Origin of the sequence: Streptomyces sp. NPDC026673, from assembly GCF_040638135.1 — a bacterium.
Classification (GTDB): domain Bacteria; phylum Actinomycetota; class Actinomycetes; order Streptomycetales; family Streptomycetaceae; genus Actinacidiphila.
In genome coordinates this window covers 25,616-42,544 of record NZ_JBEZXR010000008.1, presented here as the reverse complement: position 1 = coordinate 42,544, position 16,929 = coordinate 25,616, and the positions used below count along the sequence as shown (strand labels likewise).

The 16,929-nt window shown below is 73.7% G+C and carries 17 protein-coding genes; 4 read left to right on the top strand and 13 right to left on the bottom strand.

Annotation, left to right across the window (positions count from 1 at the left end):
* Positions 1 to 2 precede the first annotated feature (2 nt).
* Positions 3 to 371, top strand: a complete 369-nt coding sequence (locus tag AB0F62_RS09010; RefSeq protein WP_361794144.1) for a pyridoxamine 5'-phosphate oxidase family protein — start codon at positions 3 to 5, stop codon at positions 369 to 371.
* Positions 368 to 1,396, top strand: a complete 1,029-nt coding sequence (locus AB0F62_RS09005; protein WP_361794141.1) for a phosphotransferase — start codon at positions 368 to 370, stop codon at positions 1,394 to 1,396. The genes AB0F62_RS09010 and AB0F62_RS09005 overlap by 4 nt, the downstream gene beginning before the upstream one ends.
* An 8-nt stretch (positions 1,397 to 1,404) precedes the next feature.
* On the opposite strand, the gene AB0F62_RS09000 is transcribed toward AB0F62_RS09005, so the two are convergent.
* Positions 1,405 to 2,946: a protein kinase gene (locus tag AB0F62_RS09000; RefSeq protein ID WP_361794138.1), complete on the bottom strand. Its 1,542-nt coding sequence runs from the start codon at positions 2,944 to 2,946 to the stop codon at positions 1,405 to 1,407.
* A 236-nt stretch (positions 2,947 to 3,182) separates the two neighbouring features.
* On the opposite strand from AB0F62_RS09000, the gene AB0F62_RS08995 reads away from it, so the two are divergent.
* A complete protein-coding gene (locus AB0F62_RS08995; protein ID WP_361794135.1) occupies positions 3,183 to 5,009 on the top strand; it encodes a protein kinase in 1,827 nt (608 codons plus the stop codon).
* Between the two features lie 159 nt (positions 5,010 to 5,168).
* Here the strand turns inward: AB0F62_RS08995 and AB0F62_RS08990 are convergent, their stop codons facing one another.
* The 10 genes from AB0F62_RS08990 to pdhA all read right to left on the bottom strand — a co-directional run bounded on the left by AB0F62_RS08990 (position 5,169) and on the right by pdhA (position 14,810).
* Entirely contained in the window at positions 5,169 to 5,732 is a 564-nt protein-coding gene (locus AB0F62_RS08990; RefSeq protein WP_361794132.1) for a bacterial proteasome activator family protein, read from the bottom strand.
* Between the two features lie 57 nt (positions 5,733 to 5,789).
* Entirely contained in the window at positions 5,790 to 6,386 is a 597-nt protein-coding gene (locus tag AB0F62_RS08985; RefSeq protein ID WP_361794129.1) for a PadR family transcriptional regulator, read from the bottom strand.
* A gap of 90 nt (positions 6,387 to 6,476) precedes the next feature.
* Positions 6,477 to 6,833, bottom strand: a complete 357-nt coding sequence (locus AB0F62_RS08980) for a hypothetical protein (RefSeq protein WP_361794126.1) — start codon at positions 6,831 to 6,833, stop codon at positions 6,477 to 6,479.
* A gap of 74 nt (positions 6,834 to 6,907) precedes the next feature.
* Complete coding sequence (locus tag AB0F62_RS08975; RefSeq protein ID WP_361794123.1) at positions 6,908 to 7,879, bottom strand: NAD(P)H-quinone oxidoreductase; 972 nt, start codon at positions 7,877 to 7,879, stop codon at positions 6,908 to 6,910.
* Between the two features lie 10 nt (positions 7,880 to 7,889).
* Positions 7,890 to 8,960 (bottom strand): potassium channel family protein, encoded by a 1,071-nt coding sequence (locus tag AB0F62_RS08970; RefSeq protein ID WP_361794120.1) that lies wholly within the window; start codon positions 8,958 to 8,960, stop codon positions 7,890 to 7,892.
* Positions 8,957 to 10,426, bottom strand: coding sequence for a molybdopterin molybdotransferase MoeA (locus tag AB0F62_RS08965; protein ID WP_361794117.1), 1,470 nt, complete (start codon positions 10,424 to 10,426; stop codon positions 8,957 to 8,959). Before AB0F62_RS08965 ends, AB0F62_RS08970 begins: the two co-directional genes overlap by 4 nt.
* On the bottom strand, positions 10,423 to 11,331 hold the full coding sequence (locus tag AB0F62_RS08960) for an NTP transferase domain-containing protein (protein WP_361794114.1): 909 nt from the start codon (positions 11,329 to 11,331) through the stop codon (positions 10,423 to 10,425). Before AB0F62_RS08960 ends, AB0F62_RS08965 begins: the two co-directional genes overlap by 4 nt.
* Before the next feature lie 28 nt (positions 11,332 to 11,359).
* Positions 11,360 to 12,688, bottom strand: a complete 1,329-nt coding sequence (locus tag AB0F62_RS08955) for a dihydrolipoamide acetyltransferase family protein (protein ID WP_361794111.1) — start codon at positions 12,686 to 12,688, stop codon at positions 11,360 to 11,362.
* On the bottom strand, positions 12,688 to 13,713 hold the full coding sequence (locus AB0F62_RS08950; RefSeq protein WP_361794108.1) for an alpha-ketoacid dehydrogenase subunit beta: 1,026 nt from the start codon (positions 13,711 to 13,713) through the stop codon (positions 12,688 to 12,690). The genes AB0F62_RS08955 and AB0F62_RS08950 overlap by 1 nt, the downstream gene beginning before the upstream one ends.
* Complete coding sequence (pdhA, locus tag AB0F62_RS08945; RefSeq protein WP_361794105.1) at positions 13,710 to 14,810, bottom strand: pyruvate dehydrogenase (acetyl-transferring) E1 component subunit alpha; 1,101 nt, start codon at positions 14,808 to 14,810, stop codon at positions 13,710 to 13,712. The genes AB0F62_RS08950 and pdhA overlap by 4 nt, the downstream gene beginning before the upstream one ends.
* 149 nt (positions 14,811 to 14,959) lie before the next feature.
* Here pdhA and AB0F62_RS08940 point away from each other — a divergent pair, with 149 nt between their 5' ends.
* A complete protein-coding gene (locus AB0F62_RS08940) occupies positions 14,960 to 15,502 on the top strand; it encodes an Lrp/AsnC family transcriptional regulator (RefSeq protein WP_361794102.1) in 543 nt (180 codons plus the stop codon).
* A gap of 45 nt (positions 15,503 to 15,547) precedes the next feature.
* On the opposite strand, the gene AB0F62_RS08935 is transcribed toward AB0F62_RS08940, so the two are convergent.
* Together AB0F62_RS08935 and AB0F62_RS08930 are read right to left on the bottom strand one after the other, a co-directional pair.
* A complete protein-coding gene (locus tag AB0F62_RS08935; RefSeq protein ID WP_361794099.1) occupies positions 15,548 to 16,276 on the bottom strand; it encodes a hypothetical protein in 729 nt (242 codons plus the stop codon).
* Between the two features lie 33 nt (positions 16,277 to 16,309).
* On the bottom strand, positions 16,310 to 16,927 hold the full coding sequence (locus AB0F62_RS08930) for a TetR/AcrR family transcriptional regulator (protein ID WP_361794096.1): 618 nt from the start codon (positions 16,925 to 16,927) through the stop codon (positions 16,310 to 16,312).
* Positions 16,928 to 16,929 lie beyond the last annotated feature (2 nt).

Below are 16,929 nucleotides of genomic sequence, written 5' to 3'. Positions count from 1 at the left end.
CCATGGAATTCGAGGGGCGCGCTGCGCTGGCGCTGCTGGGAAGGGTTCGGTACGGGCGGCTGGCGCTGACGCGGGGGGCCCTGCCGTACATCGCCGTGGCACGGCACGTCGTCGCCGACGGCTCCGTGCTGATCCGCACCGAGCGCTCATGGGGCGTGGAGGGCACGGTCGTCGCCTACCAGGCGGACGACCTGGACGCGGGCTGGGCGGTGCAGTTCCTCGGGACGGCCGAGGCCTTCGAACCCTCGACAGCCCAGCGGGCGCTCTTCGGCACAGAGCCTCAAAACGATACAAGCCGAGCCCCGGGCCATGTGTACGTACGCCTCGACCCGCGAGTCCACCACCGGAATGATCTAGCATCTGCCAGGTGATCGGGAGTTCGGCGACGGCGCCGCCCTCCGCCGGGACTCTGGACACCCTGCTGCGCCGATACGCGGACGCCGGCGCCCCGCTGTCCTGCGAACCCGTTGCCCAGGGCTTGCTGAACCGGGGATTCCGGCTGGCCACCACCCGCGGCCGCTACTTCCTCAAGCTGTACGTTGACGGCGCCACCAGCGACACCGCCGTCATCGCCCGCCAGCACCGCGCGACCCAGCGCCTGGACGAGGTGGGCCTGCCCGTCGCCCCGCCGCTCCCCGACGCCGACGGCCGCACCGTGGCCGTGCTCGGCGGCCGCTGCTACGCCCTCTACCCGTGGGTCGAGGGGCGGCACCGCGACGGCAGCGAACTGACCGCGGCCGACTCCGGCCGCCTGGGCGCGCTCCTCGGTCTCGTCCACTCCACGCTGGCCCGGGTGCAGCCCGCGCCCGAGCCGGGCCGGCACGCCAGCGCCGACCCGCAACTGACGTACGCGCTGATCGCGGCCCTGCTGCGGCGGGTACGCGCCCGCGCGCCGCGCGAGACCTTCGACGAACTGGCCGAGCACCGGCTGCTGGAGCGGCGCGCCCTGCTGGAACGTCACGCCCACCGCCGCCCCCCGGACGCCGCCGGACCGGTCTCCGGCTGGGTGCACGGCGACTTCCACCCGCTCAACCTGCTCTACCGCGAGGACGAACCGGTCGCCATCGTCGACTGGGACCGGCTCGGCGTGCAGCCGCGCGCCGAGGAGGCGGTACGGGCCGCCGTGATCTTCTTCGTACAGCCCGGCGGCGCCCTCGACCTGGACAAGATCCGCGCCTACGCCCGGGCCTACCGCGACGCCGCGGCCGTGCCCGAGGACGAACTGGCCGCGGCCGTGCACCGGGTGTGGTGGGAGCGGCTCAACGACTTCTGGATGCTGCGCTGGCGCTACGTCCTCGACGACCGAAGAACCGATCCCCTCTTCCCGGCCTCGTCCGCCCTGGTCGTCTGGTGGACCGCGGCGTACGAGGCCGTGCGGGAGGCCTTCACGGGCTGACCCGGCGGTCAGCCGCCGACCGCACCGGCGTCCGCGCCCTCGGTGCCGGCCGTGCCGCCGCTCGCGGACTCGGACGGGGTCTCGGACGGCGTCGGCGTGGGCGGCGCGGAGGTGGCCGGGGCGCTCGGCTCCTTGGTCGGCGGCGCGGAGGTCGCGGGCGCCTCCGAGGTCGGCCGCGTGTACGACGGGGTCGAGGTGGGGGTCGGCTTCTCCGTGAAGCCGCCGGTGCTGTCCTGCGTACCGCCCGTGGAATCGTCCTCGGTCGGCTGCGACGTCGGCTTCTCCGGCTGCGACTGAGTCGGCGTCACCTTCTCCGCCGGGGGCTTCTTCTCGCCCGTGTTGGAGGCGGCGAAGTAGATGCCGAGCGCGACCGCGAGCACCGCCGCCACCACGAACAGCGCCGGCTTGACCCAGCGGCCGCCCCCGCCCGGAGGGCGTCCGTCGCCGTAACCGCGGTCACCGCCGTCGCCGCCGGGCGGTCCGAGCAGCAGCGGGGGCTGCAGTTCGGCGGTGGTGTGCTGGGAGTGCTGCCCGTACTGGGGCGGGACGCCCATGGGCGCCGTCGGCGCGGCCGGGGCGGGCACCAACCCGGTGTTCCACGTGCCGGTGTGGCCGCCCTGCTCGGTGAGCATGGTCAGCGCGTACTGGACGACGCCGCGCATCTCCTCGGCGGTCTGGAAGCGGTCGTCCGGGTGCTTGGCCAGCGCGTGCAGCACCAGCCCGTCCAGCTCCGGCGGCACCCGGCCGCTCGTCTCGGACGGCGGGCGCGGTTCGTCCTGGACGTGCTGGTAGACCACCGACAGCGGGGTCTCGCCCGTGAACGGCGGGCGCAGTGCGAGCAGTTCGTAGAGCAGGCAGCCCGTCGCGTACAGGTCGGAGCGGGTGTCGACCGTCTTCCCGAGCGCCTGCTCCGGCGACAGGTACTGCGGGGTGCCCATGACCATGCCGGTCTGCGTCATGGTGGTCGAGGCGCCGTGCAGCGCCCGGGCGATGCCGAAGTCCATCACCTTCACCGCGCCGGTGTTGGTGATGATCACGTTCGCGGGCTTGATGTCCCGGTGGACGATGCCGTGCGCGTGGCTGTACGCCAGCGCCTCCAGCACGCCCGAGACGATGATGAGGGCCTGGTCGACCGGCGGCGGCTCGTCGGAGCCGAGCAGCAGCTCGCGGATCGTGCGGCCCTCGACCAGCTCCATCACGATGTACGGCACGGTGCCGCCCGCTGTGATGTCCTCGCCCGAGTCGTACACCGCGACCACCGCGTGGTGGTTGAGCCCGGCGACCGACTGCGCCTCGCGCGTGAAGCGGGCCTTGGAGACCGGGTCCTCGGCGAGGTCGGACCGGAGCAGCTTCACGGCCACGGTCCGCCCCAGGCGGACGTCCTCGGCCGCGAACACCTCGGCCATGCCGCCGCGGCCGAGGCGGCGGGTGAGCCGGTAGCGGCCGTCACCGACCAGGCCTCCGGCGCCCCACTGCTCGGGCGAGTCGGGCACGCCCCGGCCGTCGGCAGAGGGCTCTTCAGGGCCCCCGGCGGCTGTCGTCTGTGCCATCAGTCCTCGCCGTCGATCGTCGCCGTACAGGGTCCTCCAGCGCACCACGCTACCGCGTTCCGCGGTGGACGCGCGCCCGTGCCACCGGTGAAGGGATTCATACGCATCCGGTGACGAACAGGTCAACGAACTTGACCTGTCCAGGCCGTCGGGCAGACTGGGCGGGCAGGATCGGGACAACTGTCTTGTGCGTACGCGCGGTGCGCTCAGGGGGAACGTCAAGGGGACGGGTGCGGATGAGCGGGGACGGCACGCGGGGCACTCATTCGGGGCGTTCGGTCGGTGGCGGTCGCTATGTCCTCCGCGACCTGCTGGGTCAGGGCGGCATGGCCGCGGTGCACCTGGCACACGACACAGTGCTGGACCGGTCGGTGGCCGTCAAGACACTGCACACGGACCTCGGCCGGGAGCAGTCCTTCCGCGAGCGGTTCCGGCGTGAGGCGCAGGCCGTCGCCAAGCTCAACCACACCAACATCGTCTCGGTCTTCGACTCCGGCGAGGACACCGTCGACGGCGCGCTCGTGCCGTACATCGTCATGGAGTACGTCGAGGGCAAGCCGCTGCGCACGCTGCTCGACGAGGACATCGCGCGGTTCGGCGCGATGCCCACGGAGAAGGCGCTGAAGATCACCGCGGACGTGCTGGCGGCGCTCTCCGAGAGCCACAGCATGGGGCTGGTGCACCGGGACATCAAGCCCGGCAACGTCATGCTGACCAAGCGCGGCGTGGTGAAGGTGATGGACTTCGGCATCGCCCGCGCGATGCAGTCCGGCGTCTCGTCGATGACCCAGACCGGCATGGTGGTCGGCACCCCGCAGTACCTGTCGCCGGAACAGGCGCTGGGACGGGGTGTGGACGAGCGGTCCGACCTGTACTCGGTGGGCTGCCTGCTCTTCGAGTTGCTCACCGGGCGCCTGCCGTTCGACGGCGACTCGCCGCTCTCCATCGCCTACCAACATGTGCAGGAGGTTCCGCAGGCCCCGTCGGAACTCAACCGGGCCGTGCCTCCGGGTGTCGACGCGCTCGTCGCGCGCGCCCTGAAGAAGAACCCCGCCGAACGCTTCCCCACCGCCGACGCCATGCGCGACGAGGCGGACCGGGTCGCCGCCCCGGTGCACGGAGCCGGCACCACACCGCTGATCATCGGCGGGGGGCCGCGGCCCCGCGGCCGCGGCGAGGAGGTCTCCTCGGCGGTCTTCCCGCCGGTGCAGGGGGATCTGCGCACCCCGCCGCCGAACGTGCGGACGCCGTACCAGCCCCCGGCGCCCTATCCGCAGCACCAGCCGCAGCCTCAACACCAGTCCCAGCACCAGCCGCAGTCCCAACACCAGTCCCAGCACCAGCCCCAGCACCAGCCGCAGCCCCAGCAGCGCTGGGGCACCGGCGGCCAGGGCGGTCCCGCACGCACCCCGCCGCCCGGCCCGTCCTACGGATACCCGCAGAACTCCCCGCACTCCCCGCACCAGCCGCACCCGCACGCCGTGCAGCAGCACGCCTCCCCGCCGTACACGATGCGCCCCGGCACCCCGGCCGGCGGCGGCCGCAGGGGCGGCGGGGCCTCGACGGCGGTCGTCGCCATCGGCGCCACGGTCGCCGTGATCGCGGTGATCGTGGTCGGCGTCATCATCTGGCTGGGCAACCCGGGGGGCAACCAGGACCCCGACGGCACCGGCGGCACGCCCACCTACGATTCCCGGGGCAGCGCTCCGGCCACCGACCGCGGCGAGACGTCCTCGTCGTCGGGGGGCGCCGACGAACCCGAGCCGGGCGTCAGCGAGGCCGACCAGACCCGTACGATCGATCCTTCCCGCTGCACCGAGGCCACCAAGGGCTATCTGGACGACGACCCGGACGCGGTGAACATGCCGGACTTCTTCACCAAGTACATCGACTCGGTGAAGTCCTGCATGGACGCGGCCGGGTGGCGCTACGAGATCAAGTACCGCAACGAGCAGATCTACGGGAAGGGCGCGGTCGTCGACCAGAAGCCCAAGAGCCTGAACACCCTGAAGCCGGCCAAGGACAAGATCACCATCTGGGTGTCCACCGGCAAGGGCGGCTGAGCGGGCCCGCCGGCCGCCCCCGGCGGACCGGCAGACCGGCAGACCGGCAGACCGGCAGACCGGCAGACCGGCAGACCGGCGGCAACGAAGGACGGCGGGTGACCCCACGGGTCCCCGCCGTCTGTACCTACGCGTACGTACCGTCCCGCCGCCGACCGATCAGAGGTACGGGCCGGTGCGCGCGCCGCCCGGAGCCTGTCCGTCCTCGTCGCCGTCGTGGCCCACACCGGGCGGCAGGGCGCGGCGCATCTGCTCCAACTGGGCGCGGGCGGCCATCTGCTGGGCGAACAGGGCGGTCTGGATGCCGTGGAAGAGGCCCTCCAGCCAACCCACCAGCTGCGCCTGGGCGATCCGCAGTTCCGCGTCGCTCGGCACGCCGTCCTCGGCGAAGGGCAGCGAGAGCCGCTCCAGTTCCTCGACGAGTTCGGGAGCGAGCCCCGCCTCCAGCTCCTTCACCGAGCTGTGGTGGATCTCCTTCAGGCGCACCCGGCTCGCCTCGTCCAGGGGCGCCGCCTTGACCTCTTCCAGGAGCTGCTTGATCATGCTGCCGATCCGCATGACCTTCGCGGGCTGTTCGACCATCTCCGTCACGGGCACCTCGCGCTGCTCGTCGCCTTCTTCGGCGCGGCCGGCGTGTCCGCCGCCGCCGAGGGCCATCCCGTCCGGGCCGACGACCAGGACCTGCGGGCTCTCCTGCGACCGTTCGTTCATCGGCATCTCCATGCCGCCATTGTCGCGCACCGGCGCCTCTCCGTTTTTTGTGCCCCCCGTCGGCCCCCGCTACCCCTCCCGGCCGCCATCGCTCGCGGACGGAACGGCCGCGCGGCCGTCGGCCAGCCGGTCCGCGCAGAGTTCGAGCCAGCGGAGTTCCGCCTCGGCCGCGAGGATCAGCCGTTCCAGCACGAGCAGCCGGGCCGTCTCCTCCGGCCCGTTCGGCCCGTTCGGCCGGTCCCGCCGGTCCCGCCCGTCCGTCCCGGCGCGGTCCCTGAGCCGCGTCCACTCCCGCAGCGCGGCGGAGGTGCGCTCCCGCTGCGACCGGATGAGCGCGGCCGGGTCGGCTCCCGGCGAGCAGACCGCCATCGCCAGCTTGATGGCCGGCTCGTCGCGGGGCGGATTCGCCGACTCGACGGGGCGCCCCAGCCACGCGTGCAACTCGGCGCGGCCCGGGTCCGTGATGGCGTACAGGGCGTGCCCCGCGCCGTCCTCGCCCGCGGGGGCGACCAGGCCGTCGCGCTCCAGCCTGCCCAGCGTCGTGTACACCTGGCCGACGTTGAGCGGCCAGGTCGATCCGGTACGCGACTCGAACTCCGTGCGGAGCTGGTAGCCGTACCGGGGACCACCCTCCAGGAGGGCGAGCAAGCCGTGTCGGATGGACATGTCGCGAACGTATACCGAGTATGCAGCCGGCGGGCAAGACGTGGCCAGGGCATGGGCAAGGCGCAGGCGGGCGCAAGAGGTGCCAGGGGTTCAGCGGCCGCGGCGCAGCCGCAGGGCGAGAAAGCCCAGGCCCAGCCCGATCAGCACCAGCCCGGCACCGAGCGGCAGCACCTCCGGCACCCGCCCCACGGGCGCCCGGACGGCGGCCGGCCCCTGATCCTGCGGCTCCTCGATGTGAACGGGGATCGGCGCGGAGGGCTCCGGGGCGTCCACGCCGGGAGAGCTCGGCGCCTCCGCCCGGCCGGGGTGCCTGCGCCCCTCGCCGGGCCCGCTCCCGGCGGGCCCGGACGAGGCCGCCGGGGTCGGGGCGGGCGGGGCCGCCGCGCCGGTGACCAGGAGGACGACTCCGGTCGCCGTGGCCGCGACGACCACCTTCCGCAACTCCATGCTCCCAAGCGTCACACGGAGCGTCACCGGCGGCCAGTCGTCGCACCCGGGCCCACCCGCCGCGCGGGAGCGGCTCACACGGTGAGCAGCACCTTGCCGACGTGCGTGCTGGCCTCGACCACCCGGTGCGCCTCCGCCGCGTCCCGCATCGGGAACGTGCGGTCCACCACCGGGCGCACCGTGCCGGACTCCAGCAGGGGCCAGACGTGCTCCCGCACCGCCGCCACGATGGCCGCCTTCTCCTCCAGTGGCCGCCCGCGCAGCGAGGTGGCCGTGATCGCCGCCCGCTTGGCCAGCATCCTGCCGAGGTCGAGTTCGCCCTTGACCCCGCCCTGAAGGCCGATGACGGCCAGCCGGCCGTTCACCGCGAGGGCGTCGACGTTCCGGCCCAGGTACTTCGCGCCCATGATGTCGAGGATGACGTCGGCGCCGCCGAACACCTCGCGCACCTCGGCCGTGAAGTCCTGCTCGCGGTAGTTGATGCCGAGGTCCGCACCCAGCGCGCGGCAGGCGGCCAGCTTGTCCTCGCTGCCCGCGGTGACCGCGACCTTGGCACCGACCGCCTTGGCCAGCTGGATCGCCATCGTGCCGATGCCGCTGGAACCGCCGTGCACCAGCAGCGTCTCGCCGGGACGCAGGTGGGCGATCATGAAGACGTTGGACCAGACGGTGCAGACGACCTCCGGCAGGGCGGCGGACTCGATGATCCCCGCTCCCTTCGGCACCGGCAGCAGCTGCCCGGCGGGGACGACGACCTTCTCGGCGTAGCCGCCGCCCGCGAGCAGCGCGCAGACCTCCTCGCCCACGGTCCAGCCGCTGACCCCGGGGCCGATCGCGGCGATGCGGCCCGAGCACTCCAGGCCCGGATAGGGGGACGCGCCGGGCGGCGGGTCGTAGAAGCCCTGCCGCTGCAGCAGGTCGGCACGGTTGACGGCGGTCGCGGCGACCTCGACCAGCACCTCGCCCTCGGCGGGTACGGGATCGGGGACCTCGGCCCAGACGAGCGCGTCGGGGCCGCCGGGTTCGGGGATGGTGATCGCATGCATGGGGCCGACGCTACCCCTGCGGGACGTGGGACGGGTCCTGCTGACTCGTCCTGTGGATGGCGATGAGCCGATCGGTCAGCTGAAGGGGGTTCGCCTCCGGGTTGTCGTGGTCGAGCAGCCGGTGACCGCGCTTGACCACCACCACCAGATCGCCGACCTCGCGCGGGGACAGTCCCGCCTCGGCCTTGGTGACCGGGCGCTCGATCAGATCGAGGCCGCTGCCGTAGCTGATCAGCTCCTCCATCACCTCGCCGGCGCTCGGACTGAGCATCGACATCCCGAGCAGCCGTCCCGCCGCTCCGGAGCTGGTGACGACGGAGTCGGCACCGGACTGGCGCAGCAGGGGCGCGTTCTCCTCCTCCCGCACCGAGGCGACGATCGAGATCCGCCTGCTGAGCTGACGGGCCGTGAGGGCCACCAGTACGGCGGTGTCGTCCCGTTGCGCCGCGATGATCAGCTCCTTCGCCCGCTGGATCTCGGCGCGCAGCAGGACGTCGTTGCGGGTCGCGTCGCCGATGACGCCGGTGAAGCCCGCCGCGACCGCGGCCTCCACCGCCTTGGGCTCGGGGTCGATCACCACGATCCGCTGGGCGGGGACGCCGTGGCCGGTCAGTGTCTTGGCCGCGGAACGGCCCTTGGTGCCGAACCCGACGATGACGGTGTGGTCGCGCACGGTGGACCTCCAGCGCTGCTGCCGGTACTGCTCGCGGGTGCGCTCGGTGAGCACTTCGAGGGTGGTACCGACCAGGATGATCAGGAAGAGCACGCGCAGCGGGGTCACCAGGAGCACATTGGTGAGCCGGGCGCTCGCGCTGTAGGGGACGATGTCCCCGTAACCGGTGGTGGAGAGCGTGACGGTGGCGTAGTAGACGCAGTCCAGAAGCGTCATCGGGCCGCCGGCGTTGTCGTGGTAGCCCTCCCGGTCCACGTACACGATGAACACGGTCAGCACCAGGACGAACAACGCCATCACGAGCCGCCGGACCACCTGGCGCAGCGGGCCGGCGGCCTTCTTGCGGGGCAGGTGGACGACGGCGCCCGACTGGCCCGCGCGGTCGCGGCCGCGGCCCGCTTCCCTCACAGCCGCCCCCAGCCCGTCTCCAGAACGGCGGTGCGGTCGCCCTTGGCGGCTCCGCCGGGCGGGATGACGGCCATGCCGTCCGCCGCCGCGATGCCGCGCAGCATGGCGGGACCGCTGAACCGCAGCGGGGCCGCCTGCGACTCCTCGTCGAGGATCACCGGCACCAGACGGGTGTCGGTGGGGTGACCGGGCACGTCGCCGGTCAGCCGTGCCTCGTACGCCCCCGGGGCCGTACGGCCCGCGAGGGCGCGCAGCAGGGGGACGGCGAGGGTCAGCACCCCGGAGACGGCGGCCAGCGGGTTCCCCGGCAGGCCCACCAGATGGCCGCCGTCGCCGGGCAGTTCGGCCAGCAGCATCGGGTGTCCGGGGCGGACGGCGACGCCGTCGACCAGCAACCGGGCGCCCATCCGGGCCAGTACGGGGTGGACGAAGTCGACGGGGCCGCCCGCGGTGCCGCCCGTGGTCACCACGAGATCGGCGGTGGACGCGGTGACGGCGTCCTCCAGCAGGCCGGCGTCGTCCTTCAGCCGTCGCGCGGAGACCTTCCCGGCCCCCAGCGCGGTGAGCCAGCCCGGCAGCAGCGGGCCGAGCGCGTCCCGCACCCGGCCGCCGCCCGGCGTGCCCACGTCCAGCAACTCGTCGCCCAGCACGAGGATCTCGACCGAGGGCCGCGCGGTGACGGCCAGCCGGTCGTATCCCGCCGCCGCGGCGAGGCCGAGCACCGCCGGGGTGACCGGCACGCCGGTCGCCAGCAACTCGTCGCCCCCGCGGCACTCCTGACCGCGGGGCCGGACGTCCTGTCCGGGCTCCGGTCCGCCCCTTGTCGCGTGCAGCAGCCCGTCGTCGGTGATCCGCCCGTGCTCGCTGCGCAGCACCGCCGTCGCGCCGGAGGGCAGGGCGGCTCCGGTGGCGATGACGGTCGCGTGGCCGTCGAGCAGCGGGCCCGCGGCGCGCTGGCCGGCCAGGACGCTGCCCTCCGGCCGCCACGGGCCGGGGCCGGCCACGGCCCAGCCGTCCATCGCGGAGGTGTCGAAGGAGGGCAGGTCGACGAGCGCGGTCAGCGGCTCGGCCAACGCGTGCCCCAGTGCCTCGGCGAGCGGCAGCGTCACCCGCCCCAGCGGGCCCGCCGCGTGCCAGGCGATCCGGCGCGCCTGCGGCCACGGCAGGTCGTGGTGTCCGCCGCCGTGGGGGCGCGGCAGGGGCGACCGTACTCCGGTGCGGGCACCGCCGGAGGGCGGCTGCCCGGGGTCGTGACGGGTGGTGTCCCGTCCGGGCCGCCCGGGCCCGTGGGGGTCGCGGAGGCCGCCGAGGTCATCGGGGTCGCCGGGGTTGCCGGGGTCGCCCGGGGATGACCGTCCGTCGGCCAGGGCGAGCGCCGCGTCCAACTCGTCGTCGGCGGCGTCCCCGGTGACGGCGTCACCGGCACCCCTGTCCCGGGCGCCGCCCGCCGTAGCAGGCACGTTCATGCGCCCGGGTCCCCGCTCTCCGCTTCCTTCGCCCACCGCTCGGCCAGCGCGGAGGCGCGCCTGACGGCCTCCGCGACGGCTTGCTCGCCACCGCCGGCCGTGGCCGCCGCGTAGCCCACCAGGAAGGTGGTCAGCGGCGCGGCGGGACGGTCGACGCCGTGCGCGGCGTCGCGGGCGAGATCGAGAAGCAGACGGATGTCGACGTCGAGGTCGATGCCGAGTTCGGCCTTGGCTGCGGCAATCCATTCATCCAACACGCCCCCATGCTCCCTGATACGGGCCCGGGCTGTGGAGAGGTCGTCCCAGGTGTCGCAGTCGAAGGAGGCCCGGCCGGTCGGGTCGGGCAGCCTCCGCAGGGCGAGTTCGCCGGTGAGCAGCCGCAACGGCAGCCCGGTGAGGGTCCCGTGCTCGGCGGCGATCAGCGCGAGGTGCTGGCGCAGCGCCTCCGTGCGGTAGGCGGCCGCCAGCGTCTGGTCACGGCCTTCGGGGTCGGTGAGCACGACCCCGTCGCCGTCCTCCTCGCGCAGGGCCGCGAGCAGCGAGGCAACCGTCGTACGCGAGAGGAACGGCAGATCGGCGGCGAGCACCACCACGACGTCCGCGGTGACGCCGCGCAGCCCGGCGGAGAGCGCGGGCAGCGGGCCCCCGCCCGGCGGCTCCTCTCGGGCCCACTCCACGGGGCGGACGGTGGCCCGGCGCGGGCCGACGACCACGGTCGTGGCCGCGCCCGCGCACGCGTCGAGGACGCGGTCGATCAGCGCGCGTCCCGCGACCGGCAGGCCCGGCTTGTCGGCCCCGCCGAGGCGCCTTGCGGCGCCGCCGGCGAGGACGACCGCGTCGTAGGGCTGCTGGTACGGCGAACGCGGCGATGAGTGGTCACGCGGCTCACGCGGCTCCGGAGTCATGCCCGGAGTATCGCCCACCGTGACGCGTTCACACCGCCCGGAGCAGCACCGCCGGTTGTTCCACGCAGTCCGCGACGAAGCGGAGGAAGCCGCCCGCCGTGCCGCCGTCGCACACCCGGTGGTCGAAGGTGAACGACAGCTGGACCACCTGACGCACCGCCAGCTCGCCTTGGTGCACCCATGGCTTGGGGGTGATCCGGCCGACACCGAGCATCGCGGCCTCGGGGTGGTTGATGATCGGCGTGGAGCCGTCGACTCCGAACACCCCGTAGTTGTTGAGCGTGAAGGTGCCGCCGGTCAGCTGGGCCGGGGTCAGTCCGCCGGAGCGGGCCGCCTCGGTGAGCCGGCCGATCTCCGCCGAAAGCTCCTCGGTGCTGCGCCGGTGGGCGTCCCGGACGACCGGTACGACCAGACCGCGATCGGTCTGCGCCGCGAAGCCGATGTGCACCTCCGGCAGCACGACGATCTCGCCGCGCTCGGTGTCCACCGTGGAGTTGAGATCCGGGTAGCGGGCGAGGGCCGCGGTGCAGATCCGCGCGAACAGCGCGAGGACCGAGACCTTGGGCCCGCCCGAGGAGTTCATCGCCGCCCGTGCCGCCAGCAGCTCCGTCGCGTCGGCGTCGACCCAGCAGGTGGCGTCGGGGATCTCCCGCCGGCTGCGCCCGAGCTTCTCGGCCACGGCACCGCGGATGCCCCGCAGCGGGATGCGGGTGCCCTCGGCGGCCGCGACGGGGGCGGGGGCGGGGGCCGCGACCGGTGCCGCGGCGGCCGTGATGGCCCGTTCCACGTCGGTGCGGAGGATCAGGCCCTCGGGGCCGGACCCGGTCAGCGCGCGCAGGTCGAGACCGTGCTCACGGGCCCTGCGCCGCACCAGCGGGGAGATAACGGCGACGGGACCCTCGTGCCGGACCGGCGCGGCGACCACGGCCACGGGGACGGGGACGGGCGCCGTCACCGGGAGCGGAGCGACGGCCGCCGGCGCGGGGCGAACCCGGCGGCGCCGGGCCGCGGGGCCGCTGGTGCCGTAGCCGACCAGCACGTTGCCGGACCCGGAGTCGCCGTCGGCCGAGGCGGCCGGGGTGGCGGAAGCGGGGGCGCCGGATTCGTCGGGGGAGCCGACAGCGACCGTCAGCAGCGGCCGCCCGACGTCGAGGGTCTGGCCCTCCTCGCCGAAGCGCGCGGTGACCACGCCGCCGTAGGGGCAGGGCACCTCGACCACGGCCTTGGCCGTCTCGACCTCGACGACCGGCTGGTCGATGGCGACGACGTCGCCGACCTGCACCATCCAGCGCACGATCTCGGCCTCGGTCAGCCCCTCACCCAGGTCGGGGAGGGCGAACTCGCGGACGACGGCCATCACGCCTCCTCCCACTGCAGGCGCCCGACCGCGTCGAGGATGCGGTCGACGCCGGGCAGGTGGTGCCGCTCCAGCATCGGCGGCGGGTAGGGGATGTCGAAGCCGGCGACCCGGAGCACCGGGGCCTCCAGGTGGTGGAAGCAGCGCTCGGTGACCCGCGCGGCGATCTCGGCGCCCATGCCCCCGAACCCGGAGGACTCGTGGACGACGACCGCACGGCCGGTGCGGCGCACCGAGGCGGCGACCGTCTCGTCGTCGAAGGGCACCAGGCTGCGCAGGTCGACGACCTCCAGCTCCCAGCCCTCCTGCACCGCGGCCTCCGCCGCCTCCAGGCAGACCGGGAGGGACGGGCCGTAGGTGATGAGCGTCGCGGAGCGGCCGCTGCGGCGGACGACGGCCCGGCCGATGGGGGCCACCTCCTCCGGCGCGTCCGCGGACCAGTCGGCCTTGGACCAGTACAGCCGCTTGGGCTCGAGGAAGATCACCGGGTCGTCGGAGGCGATCGAGGCCCTCAGCAGCCCGTAGGCGTCGGCCACCGTGGCGGGGGTGACGACGTGCAGACCGGGGGTGTGCGCGTAGTACGCCTCGGAGGCGTCGCTGTGGTGCTCGACGCCACCGATGCCGCCGCCGTAGGGCACGCGGATGGTGAGGGGCAGTGGCATGGCGCCGCGCGTGCGGTTGCGCATCTTGGCGACATGGCTCACGAGCTGCTCGAACGCCGGGTAGGCGAAGGCGTCGAACTGCATCTCGACCACGGGGCGCATGCCGTACATCGCCATGCCCACGGCGGTGCCGAGGATGCCGGCCTCGGCGAGCGGGGTGTCGGTGCACCGGCTGTCGCCGAACTCCTTGGCGAGCCCGTCGGTGATCCGGAAGACGCCGCCGAGGGTGCCGATGTCCTCGCCGAAGAGGTGGACCGACGGGTCCTCGGCGAGGGAGTCGCGCAGCGCGCGGTTGAGCGCCTGGGCCATGGTGGCCGGCTTGCGTCCGGCGGCCACGGGGGTCGCGGTGGTGGCGGTGCTCATGACTGTGCCTCGGCCTCCAGCTCGGCCCTCAGCATCGCGGCCTGCTCGCGCAGCTGCGGGGTGGGCTCGGCGTAGACGTGTGCGAACAGGTCCATCGGGTCGAGGACCGGGTCCTCGTTCATCCGCTCGCGCAGCGCGGCGGCCATCCGCTCCGCGTCCTCCGCGGTGTCGCGGACCATCGCATCGTCGAGCAGGTCGCGCTCGCGCAGGGCCCGCTCGAGCACCGCGATCGGGTCGTGTTCGCGCCAGGCCTCGACCTCGGCGTCCTCCCGGTAGCGGGTGGCGTCGTCGGCGTTGGTGTGGGCGTCCATCCGGTAGGTGATCGCCTCCACCAGCGTCGGGCCGCCGCCCTCACGGGCGCGGGCCACGGCCTCGGTGAGCACGGCGTGGACGGCCGCGATGTCGTTGCCGTCGACGAGCCGCCCGGGCATCCCGTAGCCGACGGCCTTGTGGGCCAGCGACGGGGCGGCGGTCTGCTTGGCGAGCGGCACCGAGATGGCGAAGCCGTTGTTCTGGACGAGGAAGACGACCGGGGAGCGCCACACGGCGGCGAAGTTCAGCGCCTCGTGGAAGTCGCCCTCGCTGGTGCCCCCGTCGCCGACCATGGCGAGCGCGACGACGTCGTCGCCCTTGAGCCTGGCCGCGTGCGCCAGGCCCACGGCGTGCGGCAGCTGGGTGGCCAGCGGCGTGCTGAGCGGGGCGACCCGGTGCTCGCGCGGGTCGTAGCCGGTGTGCCAGTCACCGCGCAGCAGCGTCAGCGCCTCCACGGGGTCGACGCCGCGGGCGACGGCGGCCAGGGTGTCGCGATAGCTGGGGAAGAGCCAGTCCTGGGGCTCCAGTGCCAGCGCGGCGGCGATCTCGCACGCCTCCTGGCCGGTGCTGGACGGGTAGACGGCCAGCCTGCCCTGCTTGGTGAGCGCGGTGGCCTGCCGGTTGTAGCGGCGGCCGCGCACCAGCTGTCCGTACATCGTGGTCAGCAGCCCGGCGTCGAGCGCGCCTGCCTCGGGGGTGCCGAGCAGTCGGTACGGCTCAGGGTCGGGCAGCAGCGGCGCCGGGTCGGTGCGGGGTTGCCAGACGTGCTGGTCCAGGACGGTCATCGCGAGCACCTCCTCGTGGGCGTGTTCGAACGAGGGAGCGGGTGTCGCTCCCCTACCGATTGTTCGGTCGCCGGAGGCATTTTGGCTACAGGTGCGTCCCGCCTGTGGACAAACGGTTCTGCACACCGTGAGATGGAGCCAGTACGTCCATGCTAGGGAGGCTCGGGGGCGTGACGGATTCCCAAATTTCTCGGGGCGGCCCCCCGGGACCCCAGGCGGCGGCGCCGGAACAGGCTCCGGCTGCGGTGCGTCCGCTGGACGCGATCGACCGCGCGATCCTGCGCTATCTGCAGGAGGACGGCAGGGCGTCCATACGTTCCGTGGCCGAGCGCGTGCACGTGTCCCGTGCCAACGCCTACGCCCGGATCAACCGGCTGATCGAGGACGGGGTCATCCGCGGCTTCACGGCCCGGGTCGACCACGAACGCGCGGGCCACGGCGCGTCCGCGTACATCACCCTGAAGATCGTGCAGAACTCCTGGCGCACCGTGCGCGAGAAGCTGCTGGAGCTGCCGGGGGTCGCGCACATCGCCCTGGTGAGCGGCGATTTCGACGTGCTGCTGCTCGTACACACTCCCGACAACCGCAGCCTGCGGGAGTTGGTGCTCACCCGCATCCAGGCGGTTCCGGAGGTGCTCAGCAGCCGCACGCTGCTGGTCTTCGAGGAGACCGACCGGGTACTGACCGACTGACGGCGACCCCGCCCGCCGGCCCCGCCCGCACATCCCCCCACCCGGCTATCCGGCGTACTTCCTCAGGAAGGCCGTCACAGTGGCCCAATTGGGGTCGTAGGTGAGCATGCCCACGCCGTGCTGGGGTCCGCCGACGATGTCGAGCCGGTTCTCGGCCGCCTTCTTCGTGGCCTTGCTCAGCGCCTTGGTGGAGTCCGCGAACTCGGTGTCCCCCGCCGCCGCCATGTAGAGCACGGGCGCGGTCAGCCGGGGCACCGCGGCGCTCGCGTCCATGGTCCCGTAGGTCTCGGGCGCGGAGAGCGCGACCACGGCGTCGACCGGCGGGTCCACCGACGCGGCCCCCTCCAGGACGGCCGTGCCGCCCTTCGACGCGCCCATGAGCAGGACGTGCTTCACGCCCTTGCCGCGCAGGAACGCCACCCCGCCCACGACCTCGGGGACCTCGCTGCCGTTGGAGTCGACGACCAGGACGCGGTAGCCGTCCTTCACCAGGAGGTCGGCCTGCGGCATCCACTGGCACATGTCCCCGTCGGCCTGGTGCATCAGCAGGACGGCGGCGTCGCCCTTGCCGGCGAACCACGCGTCCACGGGGTTGTCGTCGGTGTCGTCGTAGCCGGTGGACCCGGACTTCGCCTGCGCGGCCGTGAGACATCCGAAGTCCTCCGGCGGCGTGGCGTCGGCGGCCTGCCCGCCGCCGTCACCCCCTCCGCACCCGGCGAGCAGCAGGACGGCGGCCGAGGCGGCGCACAGGCGGGCACGGGGGAGAAATGGCATGGCCCTGATCGTGAGGGCTGGTCTGGACCAGCGTCAAGAGACGCGCAGACCGTCGAAGGCGAGCCGCACCACGGCATCCACGACCGCAGCGTCGTCGTGCTCCCGGGTACCGGCCGTCTGCGGCTGGTACCACTCGATTATGGAGTTGATCATTCCGAAGAGCAGCCTGGTCGCGAGCCTGGGCTCCACGTCACCGCGCAGATCCCCGTCCGCGACGGCCGACTTCAGCAGGTCGGCGACCCGGTGGTCGAACTCCCTGCGGCGCTCCATGGCGGAGCGCTCGGTCGTGGTGTTGCCGCGCACACGCAGCAGCAGCGTGACGTACGGCAGCTCCGCCATCAGCACCTCGGTGGTGCGGCGCGTGACGTACTCCAGCCGCTCCACGGCCCGCCCGCTGCGGGCGGCGGGCTCCTCCAGGATGCCGAAGAGGCCGTCCAGGGCGCGGCCGACCGCGCGCTCCAGGAGCTCCTCCTTGCCGCGCACATGGTGGTAGATCGAGGACTTGGAGATGCCGGCGGCCCGCGACAGGTGCTCCATGGAGGTGCCGTCGTAACCGCGCTCGATGAAGACCTCCACGGCCACGGCGAGCAGCGAGTCCGGGGTGTAGGTGTCCCTCTTGGGGGCGGAGGTGTCGCGCTGGGCCATGGCCATGA

What these genes read in the sequence shown, in the direction of transcription:
- AB0F62_RS09010 (WP_361794144.1), top strand. Translation starts at nt 3, where the DNA reads ATGGAATTCGAGGGGCGCGCTGCGCTGGCGCTGCTGGGAAGGGTTCGG.
- AB0F62_RS09000 (WP_361794138.1), bottom strand. Translation starts at nt 2,946, where the DNA reads ATGGCACAGACGACAGCCGCCGGGGGCCCTGAAGAGCCCTCTGCCGAC.
- AB0F62_RS08995 (WP_361794135.1), top strand. Translation starts at nt 3,183, where the DNA reads ATGAGCGGGGACGGCACGCGGGGCACTCATTCGGGGCGTTCGGTCGGT.
- AB0F62_RS08990 (WP_361794132.1), bottom strand. Translation starts at nt 5,732, where the DNA reads ATGGAGATGCCGATGAACGAACGGTCGCAGGAGAGCCCGCAGGTCCTG.
- AB0F62_RS08985 (WP_361794129.1), bottom strand. Translation starts at nt 6,386, where the DNA reads ATGTCCATCCGACACGGCTTGCTCGCCCTCCTGGAGGGTGGTCCCCGG.
- AB0F62_RS08980 (WP_361794126.1), bottom strand. Translation starts at nt 6,833, where the DNA reads ATGGAGTTGCGGAAGGTGGTCGTCGCGGCCACGGCGACCGGAGTCGTC.
- AB0F62_RS08975 (WP_361794123.1), bottom strand. Translation starts at nt 7,879, where the DNA reads ATGCATGCGATCACCATCCCCGAACCCGGCGGCCCCGACGCGCTCGTC.
- AB0F62_RS08965 (WP_361794117.1), bottom strand. Translation starts at nt 10,426, where the DNA reads ATGAACGTGCCTGCTACGGCGGGCGGCGCCCGGGACAGGGGTGCCGGT.
- AB0F62_RS08960 (WP_361794114.1), bottom strand. Translation starts at nt 11,331, where the DNA reads ATGACTCCGGAGCCGCGTGAGCCGCGTGACCACTCATCGCCGCGTTCG.
- AB0F62_RS08955 (WP_361794111.1), bottom strand. Translation starts at nt 12,688, where the DNA reads ATGGCCGTCGTCCGCGAGTTCGCCCTCCCCGACCTGGGTGAGGGGCTG.
- AB0F62_RS08950 (WP_361794108.1), bottom strand. Translation starts at nt 13,713, where the DNA reads ATGAGCACCGCCACCACCGCGACCCCCGTGGCCGCCGGACGCAAGCCG.
- pdhA (WP_361794105.1), bottom strand. Translation starts at nt 14,810, where the DNA reads ATGACCGTCCTGGACCAGCACGTCTGGCAACCCCGCACCGACCCGGCG.
- AB0F62_RS08940 (WP_361794102.1), top strand. Translation starts at nt 14,960, where the DNA reads ATGCTAGGGAGGCTCGGGGGCGTGACGGATTCCCAAATTTCTCGGGGC.
- AB0F62_RS08935 (WP_361794099.1), bottom strand. Translation starts at nt 16,276, where the DNA reads ATGCCATTTCTCCCCCGTGCCCGCCTGTGCGCCGCCTCGGCCGCCGTC.
- AB0F62_RS08930 (WP_361794096.1), bottom strand. Translation starts at nt 16,927, where the DNA reads ATGGCCATGGCCCAGCGCGACACCTCCGCCCCCAAGAGGGACACCTAC.